General features: G+C 66.3%; 13 protein-coding genes. 8 read left to right on the forward strand and 5 right to left on the reverse strand.

Annotated features, from left to right (window positions below; translation table 11 throughout):
- Positions 1-695 precede the first annotated feature (695 nt).
- The 6 genes from AC5P7E_RS14975 to AC5P7E_RS15000 all read left to right on the forward strand — a co-directional run bounded on the left by AC5P7E_RS14975 (position 696) and on the right by AC5P7E_RS15000 (position 10,617).
- Positions 696-3,161, forward strand: a complete 2,466-nt coding sequence (locus AC5P7E_RS14975) for a GH92 family glycosyl hydrolase (RefSeq protein WP_065183914.1) — start codon at positions 696-698, stop codon at positions 3,159-3,161.
- 96 nt (positions 3,162-3,257) lie between these two features.
- Complete coding sequence (locus AC5P7E_RS14980) at positions 3,258-4,307, forward strand: LacI family DNA-binding transcriptional regulator (protein ID WP_005413180.1); 1,050 nt, start codon at positions 3,258-3,260, stop codon at positions 4,305-4,307.
- A 60-nt stretch (positions 4,308-4,367) separates the two neighbouring features.
- Complete coding sequence (fucP, locus tag AC5P7E_RS14985) at positions 4,368-5,681, forward strand: L-fucose:H+ symporter permease (RefSeq protein ID WP_062605907.1); 1,314 nt, start codon at positions 4,368-4,370, stop codon at positions 5,679-5,681.
- A gap of 7 nt (positions 5,682-5,688) precedes the next feature.
- Complete coding sequence (locus tag AC5P7E_RS14990; RefSeq protein ID WP_043035615.1) at positions 5,689-6,684, forward strand: carbohydrate kinase family protein; 996 nt, start codon at positions 5,689-5,691, stop codon at positions 6,682-6,684.
- A complete protein-coding gene (locus AC5P7E_RS14995) occupies positions 6,681-7,907 on the forward strand; it encodes an AGE family epimerase/isomerase (RefSeq protein ID WP_495222853.1) in 1,227 nt (408 codons plus the stop codon). The genes AC5P7E_RS14990 and AC5P7E_RS14995 overlap by 4 nt, the downstream gene beginning before the upstream one ends.
- Positions 7,908-7,998: 91 nt before the next feature.
- Positions 7,999-10,617, forward strand: a complete 2,619-nt coding sequence (locus tag AC5P7E_RS15000; protein ID WP_114618761.1) for a beta-mannosidase — start codon at positions 7,999-8,001, stop codon at positions 10,615-10,617.
- A 390-nt stretch (positions 10,618-11,007) separates the two neighbouring features.
- Here the strand turns inward: AC5P7E_RS15000 and mtnC are convergent, their stop codons facing one another.
- The 3 genes from mtnC to AC5P7E_RS15015 form a co-directional block, all read right to left on the reverse strand.
- Positions 11,008-11,703 (reverse strand): acireductone synthase, encoded by a 696-nt coding sequence (gene mtnC, locus AC5P7E_RS15005; RefSeq protein WP_099497644.1) that lies wholly within the window; start codon positions 11,701-11,703, stop codon positions 11,008-11,010.
- A gap of 3 nt (positions 11,704-11,706) precedes the next feature.
- Positions 11,707-12,264 (reverse strand): 1,2-dihydroxy-3-keto-5-methylthiopentene dioxygenase, encoded by a 558-nt coding sequence (locus AC5P7E_RS15010; protein ID WP_005409451.1) that lies wholly within the window; start codon positions 12,262-12,264, stop codon positions 11,707-11,709.
- A 92-nt stretch (positions 12,265-12,356) separates the two neighbouring features.
- Entirely contained in the window at positions 12,357-12,998 is a 642-nt protein-coding gene (locus tag AC5P7E_RS15015; RefSeq protein ID WP_032966041.1) for a methylthioribulose 1-phosphate dehydratase, read from the reverse strand.
- A gap of 252 nt (positions 12,999-13,250) precedes the next feature.
- Between AC5P7E_RS15015 and AC5P7E_RS15020 the strand changes: the two genes are divergently transcribed.
- Together AC5P7E_RS15020 and AC5P7E_RS15025 are read left to right on the forward strand one after the other, a co-directional pair.
- The gene (locus AC5P7E_RS15020; RefSeq protein ID WP_005413186.1) at positions 13,251-13,625 is read left to right on the forward strand and encodes a hypothetical protein; all 375 of its coding nucleotides are present in this window, start codon (positions 13,251-13,253) and stop codon (positions 13,623-13,625) included.
- Between the two features lie 198 nt (positions 13,626-13,823).
- Positions 13,824-14,318, forward strand: coding sequence for a hypothetical protein (locus AC5P7E_RS15025; RefSeq protein WP_227415210.1), 495 nt, complete (start codon positions 13,824-13,826; stop codon positions 14,316-14,318).
- 152 nt (positions 14,319-14,470) lie between these two features.
- On the opposite strand, the gene AC5P7E_RS15030 is transcribed toward AC5P7E_RS15025, so the two are convergent.
- Positions 14,471-15,898, reverse strand: coding sequence for an amino acid permease (locus AC5P7E_RS15030; RefSeq protein WP_005409455.1), 1,428 nt, complete (start codon positions 15,896-15,898; stop codon positions 14,471-14,473).
- A gap of 82 nt (positions 15,899-15,980) precedes the next feature.
- Complete coding sequence (locus AC5P7E_RS15035) at positions 15,981-17,456, reverse strand: amino acid permease (RefSeq protein ID WP_005409456.1); 1,476 nt, start codon at positions 17,454-17,456, stop codon at positions 15,981-15,983.
- Positions 17,457-17,529: the final 73 nt, after the last annotated feature.

Genomic DNA, 17,529 nt, shown 5'->3' on the forward strand with positions numbered 1-17,529 from the left:
GCCGGCCGCTGGCCGGCAACAACCCAAAGCCAAAGCCAAAGCGGCTCTGGTTTTCTGCTGGTTTGGCAGGGCGGTGGACACGCCGTAAACCCGTCGCTGGGGGCTCGATGGCGCCATCCATGGCGCCAACGGTCCTGCCAGCCCACACCGCCCCGCCTTTGACAGTTTCCCGGTGACGGTTGGATGGGTCCTGGAATTGCGTGGGGTCATGGGGTCAGATCCGTTTTCCTTTGGAAAACGGATCTGACCCCAATCGATTTCGTTATCCGACAGAGATTCATCCACGCATGGCGTGGATCCACAGATCGCGGAAATCTGTCGAAGGCGGGGTGGGTCCGGTTGCGGGGGTGTCCGCGGCATGGATGCCGCGGCCAAGCCCCCAAGGACGGGTTTACGGCGTCCGCCGCAACCGGACCCACCCCGCCATCCCACGGATAGTCGGCTTTTGCTGTTGCTTCGGCTTCGGCTTCGGCTTCGGCAGGTGCAGGGCGCAGCCCTGCCGAACACCCCCTCTCATGCTGCGCCGCAGAATGCATTCGGCTGAATCCGCATGCTCTACTTGAATCGATCTAAATCCACGGTCTGGTGGGTCGGACGTCATTCCAGGGGGAGCTCTCTGCAGGGCAGGGCTCAGCGGAACGGTGCCGAACGATCCCGGCCGTCTGCCTCCGCGTCATCGACTACAGGAACCCGACATGCGTCCAGTGCCGTCCGCTCCCGCCGTCCCATTGTCCTCCCGCCCGCTGGCGCGCCTGGCCTGTCTGCTGGCGCTTTCGGCCATGCCGATGCTGCTGCAGGCCGCACCGGCGGCGCTGGAACGCGAGGTCAACACCTTCATCGGCAGCAAGGACGACGGCAATACCTTCCCCGGCGCATCGGCACCGTTCGGCCTGATCCAGGTCAGCCCGATCGGCAGCCACTATTCGGGCTGGCGCTACGACGACGAGAAGATCCGCGGTTTCGGCCACTCCTTCATCTCCGGCGCCGGTTGCTGGGAGCAGGGCGGGCAGGTGTCGATCCTGCCGGTCACCGGCAGCATCGGTCCGGGCGGCGATTTCGATACTGCTGATGCCAAGAACTTCAACCACAAGACCTATGCCGCTTCGTACACGCATGACGGCGAGATCGGCCAGGCCGGCTATTACAAGGTGCGCCTGATCAGCTACGGCGGCATCGATGCCGAGGCCACCGCGCGTACACGTGCCGCGGCCGAGCGCTACACCTTCAGCCAGCGCCAGGGCGAGGGCCACGTGCTGGTCAATGTTGGCCAGGCCAACGAACGCCACTCGGTGATCGGCAGCGTGGTCGATGTGGTCGGCGACCGCGTGGTCGAGGGCAAGCTGGTGACCAAAAGTTTCTGCGGCGGCCATCAGTACACCACCTGGTTCCGCATCGAGTTCGACCGCCCGTTCAAGGCGCATGGCACCTGGGGCGAGGGCGGCGGCCTGCCGGGCGCGCGCCACAGCATGGAAGGCGAACAGAAGCCGAACGGTGCCTGGCTCAGCTTCGACCTGGCCAAGGGCCAGTCGGTAACGGCGGTCAGCGCGATCTCGCATGTGGATGCCGAAGGCGCGCGCATCAACCTGCGCGCGGAAGGCATGCAGGGCGGCGCGCTGCTCGGTTTCGACCGGATGCGTGCGCTGTCCCAGCAGTCGTGGCGCGAGCAGCTGGGCCGGGTGCGCGTGCAGGGCGGCACCGCCGACGACCGCGCCGTGTTCTACAGCGCTGTCTACCACGCGCTGCTGCAGCCGATGACCGGCAACGACGCCGACGGCCGCTACCGCGGCTATGACGATGGCATCCACCGTGCCGATGGTTGGACCTACTACGAGTACTTCTCGCTGTGGGATACCTACCGCGCGCAGAACCAGTGGTTGGCGCTGACCCGCCCGGACGTGGCGCGCGACATCGGCCGTACCCTGCTGGCGATCGACGAGCAGGGCGGCTGGCTGCCGCGCTGGGGCTATGCCAACTTCGAGACCAACATCATGACCGGCGACCCTGTCACCCCGTTCATGGTCGACCTGTGGCGCTTCGGTGCGCTCAAGGGCCGTGAATCGCAGGCCTGGGATGCGCTGCGCCGCAATGCCTTCGGCACGCCGCCGCTGAACTCACGCATGGCCGGCCGTTCCGGCAACCCGACCTACCTGGACAAGGGCTATGTGGTCTACGACCGCGCGTTCCCGTCCAAGGGCATGGACGTCGATCCGCACCACGGCGGTTCGGCTACCTTGGAATACGCACTGGCCGACTGTGCGCTTTCGCAGATGGCCGATGGCCTCGGCCATGCGCAGGACGCGGCGACGCTGCGTGAGCGCGGCCGCAACTGGCGCAAGGTGTGGGACCCGCAGGTGCGCGACGCCGAGACCGGCTTCACCGGTTTCCCGCGCCCGCGCACCGAGGATGGCCAGTGGTACACCCCGGCCGATGGCCACTACAGTCCGCGTTCGCACCACGGTTTCCATGAGGGCACGGCGTGGCAGTACCAGTGGCTGGCGCAGCAGGACGTGCCGGGGCTGGTCGAAGCGATGCAGGGCCGCGAACAGGCCGGCCGCCGCCTCGACGCGTTCTTCGCGATGGACGCGCTGCAGGCCGATCCGCTCAATGCCGCCCGCAAGGAGTGGGTGGTCGGGCCGTACAGCTACTACAACCAGTTCCGCTACAACCCGAACAACGAGCCCGACCTGCACTCGCCGTGGCTGTACACGCTGATCGGCCAGCCGTGGAAGACCGCGGCCGTAGTGCGTGCCGCGCAGCAGTTGTTCACCAATGCGCCCAATGGCGTGACCGGCAACGACGACCTCGGCACGATGTCGGCCTGGTATCTCTTCAGCGCCATCGGCGTGTATCCGGCGGTGCCGGGCAGCGGCCAGTTCCTGCTGCACACCCCGCGCTTCAGCAAGGTGGAACTGGACATGGGCAATGGCCGGACGCTGCGCATCGACGCGCCGGGTGCCGATGGCCGCCGCCTGCAGTACGTTCAGGGCGTGCAGGTCGATGGCCAGGCGCATGCGCCGGTCTGGCTGGACTGGAACCAGCTGCAGCAGGGCCCGCGCCTGCAGTTCGCGCTTGACGCGAAGGCGCCGGAGCAGGGCTGGGGTACGGCGGTGAAGGACCTGCCGGTGTCCTGGTGCGCGGCACCGGGCAGCCAGCTGCGCTGAGCCGGACTGTGCCGTTCGCGGTGACCCAGCGAACGGCACGGCACGACACGGCCCTGATCCATTAGGCTTGAGCCTCCAGCGGAGTCCGGGAAGACGATGAACGACAACGGCAGCAGTCCCAGCAAGCGCGCCGGCAAGGCAGTGACGGTGACCGACATCGCGCGTGCCATCGGCGTGTCACGGGCGACCGTGTCGCTGGTGTTGCGCGGCAGCCCGCTGGTCAACGTCGATACCCGTGCCAAGGTCGAGGCCGAGCTGCGCCGGCAGCGCTATGTCTACAACCGCGCTGCCGCCAACCTGCGCCGGCGTACCTCGTCGAGCATCGCGCTGGTGATCAACGATCTTTCCAACCCGTTCTTCGCCGAATTCGCGTCCGGCGTGGACGAGGCGCTGGGCGGACGCGGCTACGTGACCCTGCTCGGCAGCACTGGCGAATCGCCGGAGCGCCAGCAGGCGGTGCTGTCCACGTTGATGGAGCACACCCCGGCCGGCCTGATCCTGTCGCCGGCCGAGGGCAGCGATACCGTGCAGTTGCGACAGGCACTGGGTGCCAATGCCAACGTGCTGCTGTTCAACCGCGAACTGGAAGGGGCCGACTGGGACTTCCTGACCCTGGACAACCAGCACGGCGCCTATCTGGCCACGCGTCACCTGATCGAGCGCGGCCATCGCCAGATCGCCTTCTTCGGCGGCCACGCTGCATCGAGCTCGTGCCACCAGCGCCGTGCCGGTTTCCAGCAGGCGCTGGCCGAGGCCGGTCTGTCGCTGCCGCCGGGCTGGATGATCGAGTCGGCGCCGAACCGTCTGGAAGCCGCTGCGCGCACCGATGAGCTGTTTGCCGATGGCCATCGGCCGAGTGCGGCGGTCTGCTACAACGACACCGTCGCGCTGGGCCTGATGCTGGGCTTGAATTCACGGGGCATCCGTCCGGGAGGTGACTTTGCCGTTACCGGCTTCGACGATATTTCCGAGGCTGCGGTGGCGGTGCCGCCGTTGACCACGCTCACCGCCGATCCGCGCGAGCGGGGCCGGCAAGCTGCGGCGCTGCTGCTGCAACGACTGGACGAACCGGACGCGCCGCCACGGCGCACGGTCGCGCCGGTGCAGTTGCGCATCCGCGAAAGCAGTGCCGCACGACCGAACTGATTTATTCCATACACCCCTTCCACGCAACAACGACCTTCCGCGCATCGAGGCGCGTACCGCATGCCGATCTCCGCAACGCCCCGTCCAACGGGATCTTCGGGCAACGCACCTGCCGTCACCAACGGCAAGGCGCTGGCCGTGGTCACCACGATCTTCTTCATGTGGGGCTTCCTGACCTGCCTCAATGACATCCTGATCCCGCACCTGAAGGCGGTGTTCGAGCTGAACTACGCCAAGGCGATGCTGGTGCAGTTCACCTTCTTCGGCACCTATTTCCTGATGTCGCTGCCGGCGGGTCGGCTGGTGGCGGCGCTGGGTTACAAGAAGGGCATCGTGGCCGGCCTGGTGATTGCCGGTATCGGCGCGCTGGGCTTCTGGCCGGCGGCCGAGCTGCGCGTGTATGGCGCCTTCCTGGGCGCACTGTTCGTTCTGGCCACCGGCATCACCGTGCTGCAGGTTGCTGCGAACCCCTACGTCGCGCTGCTGGGCCCGGAGCAGACCAGCTCCAGTCGCCTGACCCTGGCGCAGGCACTGAACTCGCTGGGCACGGCCATCGCCCCGATCTTCGGCGGCATGCTGATCCTGTCCAACACGGTGAAGAGTGCCGATGACATCGCGGCACTGCCGGCCGCCGAACAGCTGGCCTACCGTGCCGCCGAGGCGCAGGCCGTGCAGGGCCCGTACGTGGGGCTGGCCGTTGCGCTGGTGCTGCTGGCGCTGTTCGTATACCTGTTCCGCCTGCCGGCACTGAGCGACGCCACCGAGCAGGCCGACAAGGGCCACCACCACAGCTACCTGGATGCGCTGCGCAAGCGCCACCTGCTGCTGGGTGTGCTGGGCATCTTCTTCTACGTCGGTGCCGAAGTTTCGATCGGCAGCTTCCTGGTCAACTACCTGTCGATGCCCAACATCGGCGGCTTCAGCGAGCAGGAAGCCACGCATTACGTGTCGGCCTACTGGACGATGGCGATGATCGGCCGCTTCGCCGGCTCGGCGCTGCTGGCGCGCTTCTCGCCCAGCCGCCTGCTGGCGATCTTCGCGCTGGTCAACGTGGGGCTGCTGGTCACGACCATGCTGACCTCCGGCAACATCGCGCTGTACTCGGTGGTGGCGATCGGCCTGTTCAACTCGATCATGTTCCCGACCATCTTCGCGCTGAGCATCGAGCGCCTGGGCCCGCTGACCAACAAGGGTTCCAGCCTGCTGATCATGGCCATCGTCGGCGGTGCGGTGGTGCCGTACCTGCAGGGTGTGCTGGCCGACCACATCGGTGTGCAGGCCAGCTTCATCCTGCCGCTGCTGTGCTACGGCTACATCATTTTCTACGGACTGGTCGGCGCACGTACGCCGGCTTCCGCAACGCAGGGAGGCTGAGTCCGGAATGGGTTCCATCGTTTGCTTCGGCGAAATTTTGATCGATCTACTAGCGCAGCCGCCGGCCTCGGCCGATACGCCGCGGGCGTTCCTGCAGTACGCCGGCGGTGCGCCGGCCAACGTTGCCGTGGCCGCTGCGCGGCTGGGCGCGAAGACCCAGTTCGTCGGCATGCTCGGCCGTGACATGTTCGGTGACTTCCTGGCCGACAGCCTGGTCGAGCACGGCGTGGGCACGGATTACATCGTGCGTACCGATGCGGCGAAGACCGCGCTGGCCTTCGTCGCCCTCGACGCCAGTGGCGAGCGCAGCTTCAGCTTCTACCGCCCGCCGGCCGCCGACCTGCTGTTCCGTGACAGCGATTTCCAGGCCGCCTGCTTCGACAGCGCGCAGTGCTTCCACGTCTGCTCCAACAGCCTGACCGAGCCGGGCATCGCCGAGGCGACCTTTGCCGGCATGGACCGTGCACGTGCGGCCGGAGCGGTGGTCAGCCTCGATCTGAACCTGCGTCCCGCGCTGTGGCCGGCGAACGAGGATCCGACGCCGCGCCTGTGGCAGGCGCTGGAACGCGCCGATCTGGTGAAGCTGTCGCGCGAGGAGCTGGACTACCTGGCCGCGCCGCTGGGCAGTGACGGCGAGGCGACGGTGCTGCGGCGCCTGCTGGCCGCGCAGGCGCGCTGGGTGATCGTCACCGACGGTGCGGCCACACTGCACTGGTACACCCGCGACAACCACGGCACGGTCACCAGTTTCCGCGTGGCCACGGTCGACACCACGGCGGCGGGCGATGCCTTCGTCGGTGGCGTGCTGGTCGGCCTGCTGGAGCGCGGTGGGGCGGGCGCTGGTTTCGCTGCGTTCTGCCAGGACCCGGAGGCGATCACCGCCACGCTGCGTTTCGGCGCCGCCGTGGGGGCGCTGGCTGTTACCCGCAAGGGCGCGTTCGCCGCAATGCCCTCGCTCGATGAAGTGCAGCAGCTGCTGCAGGCCCAGGACATTACCGCATGAGCACCTCGCCCGATTTCCGTTCGCCCGCGTTCCTGCGCGCGCACATCGCCGATACCATGGCGTTCTACCATCCGCGCTGCATCGATCCGGACGGCGGCTTCTTCCACTACTTCCGGGATGACGGCAGCGTCTACGATGCCAGCCACCGCCACCTGGTGAGCAGCACGCGCTTCGTCTTCAACTACGCGATGGCCTACCGCGAATTCGGCAATGCCGAGTACCGCGAGGCGGTCGAGCACGGCGTGCGCTACCTGCGCGAGGTGCACCGCAACCCGGCCACCGGTGGCTACGCCTGGACCCTGCGTGATGGCAAGGTCGAGGACGACATGAACCACTGCTACGGCGTGGCGTTCGTGCTGCTGGCCTACAGTTGCGCGCTGAAGGCCGGTATCGAACAGGCGCGTGTGTGGATGGACGAGACCTGGCAGCTGCTGGAAGCGCGCTTCTGGGAGCCACAGCACGGCCTGTACAAGGACGAGGCCGACGGCCAGTGGAACTTCACCGGCTATCGCGGCCAGAACGCCAACATGCACATGTGCGAGGCGATGCTGGCGGCGTTCGAGTCCAGTGGTGAGCAGCGCTATGTCGAGCGTGCGCTGCGGCTGGCCGACAACATGACCCGCCGCCAGGCGGCCAAGGCCGGCGGGCTGGTCTGGGAGCACTACGATGAGAACTGGGAGATCGACTGGGACTACAACCTGGACGACCCCAAGCACCTGTTCCGTCCATGGGGCTTCCAGCCCGGCCACCAGACAGAATGGGCCAAGCTGTTGCTGATCCTTGATCGCCACGTGCAGGCCGACTGGCTGGTGCCGACCGCGCAGCACCTGTTCGATGTGGCCGTGGCGCGCAGCTGGGACGAAGCGCGCGGTGGCTTGTACTACGGTTTCGCACCGGAAACGCGCCGACAGCCGGGCATGGACGGTGCGCCGATCGGTGGCGACAGCTTCGTCTGCGACGACGACAAGTATTTCTGGGTGCAGGCCGAAACGCTGGCCACCGCCGCACTGATGGCCAAGCGCACCGGTGATGACCGCTACTGGCAGTGGTACGAACGCATCTGGGCGTACTCGTGGGAGTACTTCGTCGACCACCAGTACGGTGCCTGGTTCCGCATCCTTGATGCCGACAACCGCAAGTACAGCGACGAGAAGAGCCCGGCCGGCAAGGTGGATTACCACACCATGGGCGCGTGCTACGAAGTGTTGGACGTGGTGCGCTGAAGATCGTTCGAAGGCAGTATTGCCAGGCCATGCCTGGCAATCCGGAATCGGTAGCGCCGGGCGACGCCCGGCGGAAAAACAGGAGCTCCGCGTGCATCGTCTTTCCCTCGTTGTCCGTCTGCTCCTGCTGCTGATCGCAGTCTCCGCCTTCCCGGCAACTGCAGCCCCGCTGCAGGCGCGATGGGAATTCCGCATGCTGCCCGGCGATGCGCAGGGCGCCGCCCACCCGGGCCTGCAGCAGTGGCGTGCGGCGAAGGTGCCGGGCAGCGTGCACACCGACCTGCTCGCCCATGCGCTGATCCGCGATCCGTACGTCGGTGCGCCTGAGGCAGAGCTGCAATGGATCGGGCTGGCTGCCTGGGAGTACCGCGCCCGCTTCGACGTGGATGCGGCGACACTGGCCAAGCCCAATGCCGAGCTGCGCTTCGATGGGCTGGATACCTATGCCGAAGTCAGCCTCAACGGCAGGCGGCTGCTGCGCGCGGACAACGCGCACCGCACCTGGCGTGCGCGCGTGGACGGGCGCCTGCGCGCGAATGGCAATGAACTGCAGATCGTGTTCCGTTCACCAATCCGCACACTACTTCCCGGTGTACAGGCGATGCCGCACAAGATCGCCGGCAACTATCCTTCGCCCTATGGCGATGAGCCCAAGGACGCGATGGTCGGCAACTTCGCGCGCAAGCCGGCCTATCACTTCGGCTGGGACTGGGGCCCGCGCTATGTCACCGCCGGCGTGTGGCGCGGGGTCGACCTGCAGGCCTGGGATGCGCACCGCCTGACCGATCTTGCCGTGCGTACCGATGCATTGAGCGCGGAGCAGGCGAAGCTGGCCGTGCTGCTGGAGATGGAGCAGGGCGCGGCGGCCGGTTCTGCGGTGGTCCATGTGAATGTGCGCGATCCGCAGGGTCGCAGCGTGGCCCAGGTGCAGCGCACGGTGCTGCTGAAGCCCGGCCAGAACGCCGTCGAAGTACCGGTCGAACTGGTCAAGCCGCAGCGCTGGTGGCCGGTCGGCCACGGTGCACAGGACCGCTACACCGTGCAGGCCCGCCTGGATGATGGCGCCGATGCAGCGCTGGTGCGCGAGCAGCGTATCGGCCTGCGCACGGTTGAACTGCGCCGCGAGGAAGACGGCAAGGGCGGGCAGGGCTTCGCTTTCGTCATCAACGGCGTGGAGATCTTCGCAAAGGGCGCCAACGTCATTCCGTTCGATGCCTTCCCCGCACGGGTCGACGCCGCGCGCCTGCGCCAGGTGCTGACCGCCGCACGCGACGCCAACATGAACATGCTGCGCAACTGGGGGGGCGGCTACTACGAGGACGATGCGTTCTTCGACATCGCCGACGAACTGGGCCTGCTGGTCTGGCAGGACTTCATGTTCGGTGGTGGCATGCAGCCGGGCTACGATCCGGCCTTCCGTGCCAGCGTGGTGGCCGAGGCACGCGACAATGTGCGCCGGCTGCGCCATCACCCCAGCATCGTGCTGTGGTGTGGCAACAACGAGGAAGAAACCGCCTGGAAGGACTGGGGCCACGGCCGCGACCTGAAGGCGGCCGACCCGGCGTTTGCAGCGAAGGTCTGGCAGGGCTATGTCGACCTGTTCGGCAATGACCTGCGCCGGGTGGTGGGTGAGGAGGGACTGGGCGTGCCGTACTGGTCCAGCTCGCCCAGTAACGACCTGGGCGAAAAGGCGAACGACTCTACCCGTGGCGACAAGCACTACTGGCAGGTCTGGGGTAATCCGGCGCTGCCGGTGCAGGCTTACCTGCGCGAGACGCCGCGCTTCATGTCCGAGTACGGCCTGCAGGCATGGCCGTCGGTGGCCACCGTTGACCAGATCGCCACCCGCGCCGAGCAGCGCATCGACAGCCCGGTGATCCGCGCGCACCAGAAATTCATGGCCGGCGAGGGCAACAGCCGCCTGCTGCACTACATCGAACTGGGCTACGGCACGCCGAAGGACTTCGAGGACTTCGTCTACCTCAGCCAGGTGATGCAGGCCGATGGCATCGCGCTGGCCGCGTTGCACCATCGCGCTTCGCGGCCGTACACCATGGGCTCGCTGTACTGGCAGCTCAACGACGTCTGGCCGGGTGCTTCATGGTCCAGCGTGGACTACTTCGGTCGCTGGAAGGCATTGCACTTTGCCGCGCGGCGCTTCTTCGCGCCGGCCACGCTGGCGGCATTGCGTGACGAGGGCAGTACGCGGGTGCGCCTGATCAATGATGGCGCTGCCGGAGATGCACGCTGGCGGCTGCGGGTGATGGATGTGGATGGCAAGGTGCTGCGTCGTCGCGAGGACGCGGTGACGTTGACGGCGGCGGGCGTCACCTCGATTGGTGATTTCCGCGATGCCGAGCTGCTGGCCGGTGCCGATCCGAAGCGCACGGTGGCCGTGTTCGAGCTGCTGCAGAACGGGGCGGTCAGTGCCCGCCAGATCGTCGGATTCGTCGAAGCCAAGGACCAGGTGTTGCCGCGGCAGAAGCTGAAGGCCACCCTGTCCATCGAAGGCGATCACTACCGTCTGCGCCTGGAAAGCGCGTCTTACGTGCGCGCGACGTGGATCGATTTCGGCGCGCTGGATGTGCAGGTCGAAGACAACCTGCTGGATCTGCTGCCGGGCGAAATCCGCGATATCGCGGTGCGTGGCCCGGTGGACCTGACGACCCTGCGCGAAGCAATGAAGCTGAAGACCCTCAACGATCGTTGAGGGCGGCGTATCCCGCATTGGCAGGTGCCAACCTTGGTTGGCACACACCGAACATGCTAACCAAGGTTGGCATCTACCAGACGCGGAGACGGGCAGGTGCGGACCGTTGGTCCGCCCACCTCGATCGTTGAGGGCGGCACATCCTGTTTGGGTAGGTGCCATCCTTGGTTGGCACACCCCGAACATGCCACCCAAGGCTGGCATCTACCAGACACGGAGCCGGGTAGGTGCGGACCGTTGGTCCGCGCACCTCGATCGTTGAGGGCGGCACATGCTGTTTTGGTAGGTGCCAACCTTGGTTGGCACACCCGGAACATGCCAACCCAGGTTGGCATCCACCAGACGCGGAGACGGGTAGGTGCTGACCGTTGGTCCGCACACCTCTCTTCTTTACAGCTGGATCTGCTGGAAGTTCTCGACCCGCTCGTGGCCGTTGGCGGCCTGGCCGATGCGCGGCATCGGGTAGTCATCCAGGCGATCAATCAGGCGGGTCTGCAGGCCGGCTTCGCGGGCGGCGTCCAATTCCTCCACCACATCGGACAGGAACACGATCTCGCCGGCCGGCACGCCGATCGCCTGCACGATGCGGTGGTAGCTGTCGGCCTCGCGCTTGCCACCGATCTCGGTATCGAACCAGCCCGACACCAGCGGGCTGAGGTCACCGGCATCGCTGAAACCGAAGAACAGCTTCTGCGCCGGCACCGAGCCGGAGGAGTACACGTACAGCGGCAGGCCGGCAGCGTGCCAGCCCTTCAGCACCGGCGCCACTTCCGGGTAGAAGTGCGCGGTGTAGTCGCCGCGGCGGTAGCCTTCATCCCAGATCAGGCCCTGCAGCGCCTTCAGCGCGGTGTGCTTGCGGTCCTGGTCGATCCAGCCCTGCAGCGTCTCGGCCACCAGGCTGTCCTGGCAGGCGCCGCCGATCTCGGTAGCCACCGCGTCCAGCCAGCGGCGGACCTCCGGCTGCTGGCCATGTTCGGCGACGAACGCCGGCAAGGCCTTGCGGGCATAGGGGAAAAGCACGTTCTTGACGAACGAGATGCTGCTGGTGGTGCCTTCGATGTCGGTCAGGATGACGCGGGGCTGCATGGATCAGGACGCCTGGGTAGGTACGTAACGGGGGAACTTCTGCGCGATGTCGGTGCCGGTGAAATGACCCACCCAGCCGTCCGGCTCGGTGAAGAAGCGGATCGCCACGAAGCTCGGTTCATCGCCCATGTCGAACCAGTGGGTGGTGCCATCGGGCACGGCGATCAGGTCGTCCTTCACGCACTCGATCTCATAGACCTTGTCACCCACGTGCAGGGTGAACAGGCCGGAGCCTGCGACGAAGAAGCGCACCTCGTCTTCCTTGTGGAAGTGCTCGTCGAGGAACTTCTTCCGCAGCTCGGCGCGGTTCGGGTTGTCCGGGGCGATCGAGGCGACGTCCACGCTCTTGAAGCCGCGCTCGGCGACCAGGCGGTCGATGTCCGCACGGTAGGCAGCGAACACTTCCTCCTGGCTGGCGCCCGGCGCGACTGGCGCGGTGGCCTGCCAGCGCTCGAAGGTGACGCCGATCTTCTGCAGTTCGGCAGCGATGACCGCGCCGTCCTGGGTGTCCAGCAGCGGCGATTCGGGGCGGGTGTCGTCGTAGATGCGCAGTCGGCTCATGGCGGCAGCTTGAACGTCTCGGGGGGAAGACAGGGTAGCAGGGTGGGGACGAGGCGCAGATTCCGGATCGGCATCTGCACCTGCGCACGGGTTCAGCCGCGCAGCTTGCGCAGTTCCAGTTCGCAGTGGAACAGGAATTCGAAGGCTTCCAGATGACGGCGCGCCTCGGCCATGTCACGGCCCCAGGCGTACAGGCCGTGGCCGTCGATCAGGTAGCCCCACAGGTTCTGGCGGTCGAGCAGATCATCGACCTGCTTCGAAAGCACGTTCATGTCCTGGGTGTTGGCGAACACCGGTACGTCGATGGCCATCTCGTGGGTGCTGTTGCCGGCGAAGGCCTTCAGCAGTTCGTAGCCTTCCAGGTGCACATGACCCTGCGGCGCGTACAGGCGCGAGGCAATGGTCTGCACCGGCGAATGGGTGTGCAGTACGCAGCCGATTTCCGGGAAGCGGCGGTACAGCTGGGTGTGCAGCAGGGTTTCGGCGGAGGGGCGCAGCGGGCGGCCGACGGCCTTGCCATCGAAGTCCACCACCATGATGTCGTCCTCGATCAGGCGGCCCTTGTCCTTGCCCGAGACGGTGATCGCGGCGTGGCGATCGTCCAGGCGGTGGGAGAAGTTGCTGCTGGTGGCCGGGGTCCAGCCGGCCTGGGCCAGTTCGCGGACGTTGTCGATCAGCAGCTGGGCCAGTTCGCCCAGGCGGGCGGTGTCGTAGGGGAAGGTGGTGGTGTCCATGGACGGCATTTTACGTGATCCGGCCCGATGCTGGGCCCGCGCGGCGACCTCCTGCCTGTTGCGTGGGCAACGCGAAGCGGTGTGCTGGCAGGCGGCGCGCAGGGGTTGGATCGAGGCAAGCACAGCGCTGGCTGAATGGGGAGGGCAGAGCTCCCGCTGGAAGCGATTCCGGTCGTGGACAGCCCTCTTGCCGCGAAACATCATCGGATTGCCGCAGAAGTTCCGGCGAGCGCCAAGGAAAGGAGTACTTCGATGATCGCGCGCGCGATGGGGATGATGGGGGTGATTGGCATCATGCTTGCCAGCAGTGGCTGCACGATGGAATGGGTGAAGATGGATGCGGGTGCGCGGTCATTCGGCCCCGCCCATTCGAGTTGCAGGGCGCAGGCCGACGATCACTGGCCGGTCAGGAATGAAGTGGCCACGCGCACCGTCTACGAAGACCGCAAGGTGCCCTGCAGGCTTGATGAAGTCTGCGCCATTGATGGCAAGTACAACATGGTACCCATGCCGAAAGAGGAGAGTTACATCGTGGACGTCAACGCGTCCGACCGCAGCAGCGAGTTCAATGCCTGCATGGCCGGTGCCGGCTGGCAGCAGCAGCTCATCTGGTTCAATCGCCGCTAGGCGGGGCCGGCGCAGCGGACGACAGGGGCTCGACCGATTGCTGGTCAACGGAGTCGAGGCAACAGGGGCCAGCGGAGAATGATCTGGCTCTGCGAACCGTTCAGGCGTTGAGGCTGGAGACGAGCAGGGGGCGGGACAAGAACACGTACGACGTGGACGGAAAGTACGAGCGCGTGCAGCGACCGGAAATCGAGAAGGATGATGGAGATGGCTACGTGTATGCGAATGGCCGTGGCTGCGGGGCTTGCGCTGTTGAGCGGCGGTTGTGCGACCGAATGGGCCCGCTTCAGTGATCATGCTGATCCGCTGGATGAGTCGCGGTGGCGCTGCAGGGCAGAGGCCAACGAGAAGTGGCCGGAGAAGATGGACGTTGTCGAGCGCACCGAGGAGATCGAGGTGCTGACCGTCTGCAAGGAAGGCGAGACATGCGACGTGGATGGCAAATACATGACGATGCTGATGCCAAAGACCGAGCGCCACACCGTGGACGTCAACGCCAAGGAGAATCACAGCACTTCATGGGCTGCATGGGCGGCGCAGGCTGGATACAGAAGACCATCTGGTTTGGCCGCAGATGATCATCGTCGGGCGCCCTGGTCGCTGGGAATGACCATCATCCACGCATGGCGTGGATCCACCGGACGCGCAGGGAGAGTGTCGAAGGTGGGGAGGGGTGAGGTTGCGGGGGCGTGAGCCGCATGGATGCGGCGACCGAGCTTACAGGGATGTACTTGCAGCGCCCCCCGCAATCTCGCCCCTCCCCGCCAAACCCTCAGACCCGCTGTTGCCGTTGCCGTTGCTCCGGCTTCAAAGGCGGGTGCAGGGCCGCAGGCCCTGCAATCCCTTTACTTACCCCGCAGGCGGCTGTGCCTGAAACCGTAGCAGAAATAGATCACGAAACCGACGAACGTCCACACCCCCATCAGCATCCAGTTGTGCATCGTCATCGCCGACAGCAGGGCAAGGCAGCTCAACACGCCCAGGCTGCAGATCAGCCACGCCATCGGCATGCGGAACGGGCGCGGCAGGTCCGGCTGGGTACGGCGCAGGATCAGCACGCCGGCGCAGACTGCGGCGAACGCGATCAGCGTGCCCATCGAGGTCAGCTCGCCGAGGATGTCCAGCGGGAACAGCGCCGCCAGCAGCGCGATGCCGATGCCGGTGATCACGGTGTTGATGTGCGGAGTGCGGTACTTCGGGTGGATCCTGGTGAACACCGGCGGCAGCAGGCCGTCGCGGCCCATGATCATGAAGATGCGCGGCTGGCCGATGATCATCACCAGCACGACCGAGGACAGGCCGACCAGCGCGCCGACCTCGACCACCCAGCGCAGCCAGCCCAGCTGCGGATGCGCGGCCACGGCAGTCACCACCGGCTCGTCGGTGCCGAGCAGCTGGAACGGCACCAGGCCGGTCATCACCGCAGCCATCGCGATGTACAGCACGGTGCAGATCACCAGCGACAGCATCATGCCGAACGGCATGTCACGCTGCGGATTCTTCGATTCCTGCGCCGCCACCGACACCGCTTCGAAACCGATGTAGGCGAAGAACACCATCGCCGCGCCACGCAGCACGCCTTCCATGCCGTACTTGCCGGGGCCTTCGTTGGCGGGAATGAACGGGGTCCAGTTGCTGGTGTCCACATACTTCCAGCCGACCACGATGACCAGCAGGATCAGGCCGGTCTTCAGCACGACCATCGCCATGTTCATCGCCGAGGACTTGCTGATGCCGACGTAGCACAGCCAGGTCAGCAGCAGTACCAGCGCAGCGGCCGGCAGGTTGGCGATCGCGCCGGTGGGGCGCAGCTGTGCATCGAGTGGGGCGCTGACCAGCGCCGCCGGTAGATGGATGTCGAACTGGCTGAGCAGGCTCAGGAAATAGCCGGTCCAGCTGACCGCGACCGCCGAGGCGGAGACGCCGTACTCGAGCACCAGCATCCAGCCGATGAACCAGGCCGAGAGCTCGCCGAAGGTGGCGTAGGTGTAGGTGTAGGCGCTGCCGGAGACCGGCACCATCGAGGCGAATTCGGCATAGGCCAGTGCGCAGAAGGCGCAACAGATGGCGGCCAGTACGAACGACAGCATGATGGCCGGGCCGGCGTGGTTGGCGGCGGCCTGGCCGGTGATGACGAAGATGCCGCCGCCGATCACCGCGCCGATACCGAGGGCAGTCAGGCCCCAGGGGCCGAGGTGGCGGCGCAGGCTCAGGCCGTTGGCCTCTTCATGGGCGGCATGCGGGTGCTTGGTGGCCCACAGTTGCTTGAACATGTGTGGTGGTCTTGTCGAAGCGCGCCACGGGCGGCGCGCGGGGAAAACGGACGGGCCGGCGCGAGGCCGGCCCGTCGGCGGATCAGGGCGACTTGGCAAGCTTGCTGTTGCGGATGCCGTAGCCCAGGTAGATCAGCAGGCCGAGCAGGGTCCAGCCAACGAACAGGTGCCAATGCACCACGAACGCCTGCCAGAACAGGAACAGGCAGGTGGCAGCGCCGAGCGGGCAGATGATCCAAACCATCGGCACGCGGAACGGGCGGTGCAGGTCCGGCTTGGTATAGCGCAGCACCAGCACGCCGACGCAGACGGTGGCGAAGGCCAGCAGGGTCCCCATCGAGACGAGTTCGCCCAGCACGTTCAGTGGCACCAGGCCGGCCAGCGCGGCAGCGATCACGCCGACCACGATGGTGGCGACGTACGGGGTGCGGAAGCGGGCGTGGACCTTGCCGAAGAACTTCGGCAGCAGGCCGTCGCGGGAGATGGTGTAAGCGATGCGGGTCTGGCCCATCATCATCACCAGCACCACCGAGGACAGGCCGGCGATGGCGCCGATTTCCACGAACGTCTTAAGCCAGGACAGGGTCGGGTAGGGCTCCAGCGCGGTGGCCACCGGCTTGTCGGTGCCCAGCAGGTGGTACGGCATCATGCCGGTCAGCACCGCACAGACGATGATGTAGACGATCGTGCACACCGCCAGCGAGCCGAGCAGGCCGATCGGCATGTTGCGCTGTGGGTCCTTGGTTTCACCGGCGGCGGTGGAGACCGCGTCGAAGCCGATGTAGGCGAAGAACACGATGGTGGCCGCGCGGAAGATGCCGCTCCAGCCGAACTCACCCGGCACGCCGGTGTTTTCCGGGATGAACGGCTGCCAGTTGGCCGGGTCGATATGGGCCGCGCCGATGCCGATGAACAGGCAGATGACGGTGACCTTGATTGCCACGATGATGGCGTTGACGAAGGCCGACTGGGTCACGCCCACGTACAGCAGGCCGGACACCGCCGCCACGATCAGCACCGCCGGCAGGTTGAACAGCTTGCCGGAGGAGACGAACTCGCTGCCGGTCCAGGCGATGGGCGCGGCGCTGAGCAGGTCCGGGAACGGCATGTGCAGGGTGGTGGTGATGAAGCTGATCAGGTACGCCGACCAGCCCACCGCGACCGAGGCCGAGGCGAACAGGTACTCCAGCACCAGGCACCAGCCGATGAACCAGGCCATGCCTTCGCCCAGGGTGGCGTAGGAGTACGAATAGGCACTGCCGGAGACCGGCATCATCGCCGCGAACTCGGCATAGCACAGGCCCGCCAGGGCACAGGCGAAACCGGCCAGCACGAACGAAAGCATCACCGCCGGGCCGGCATGGTTGGCCGCGGCCTGGCCGGTCAGCACGAAGATGCCAGCGCCGATCACCGCACCCACGCCAAGCAGGATGAGGTGTTTAGCCGTGAGGGTCCGTTTCAACGTGGCTTCGCCGTCCAGGCTGCCTTCGATGGGTTCGCCGGCATCGACGTGCCCGGCCGGTTCAACCGGCTTGACCCTCAACAGAGCTTTCAGCATGCAGTACTTCCTAGTGATCGGATGGGGTGGGCCGCCGATACGTTGCCGGCAACCCTGGAATGGTGAAGGCCGC

This window comes from Stenotrophomonas sp. YJH_SMC_25 (assembly GCF_059369595.1).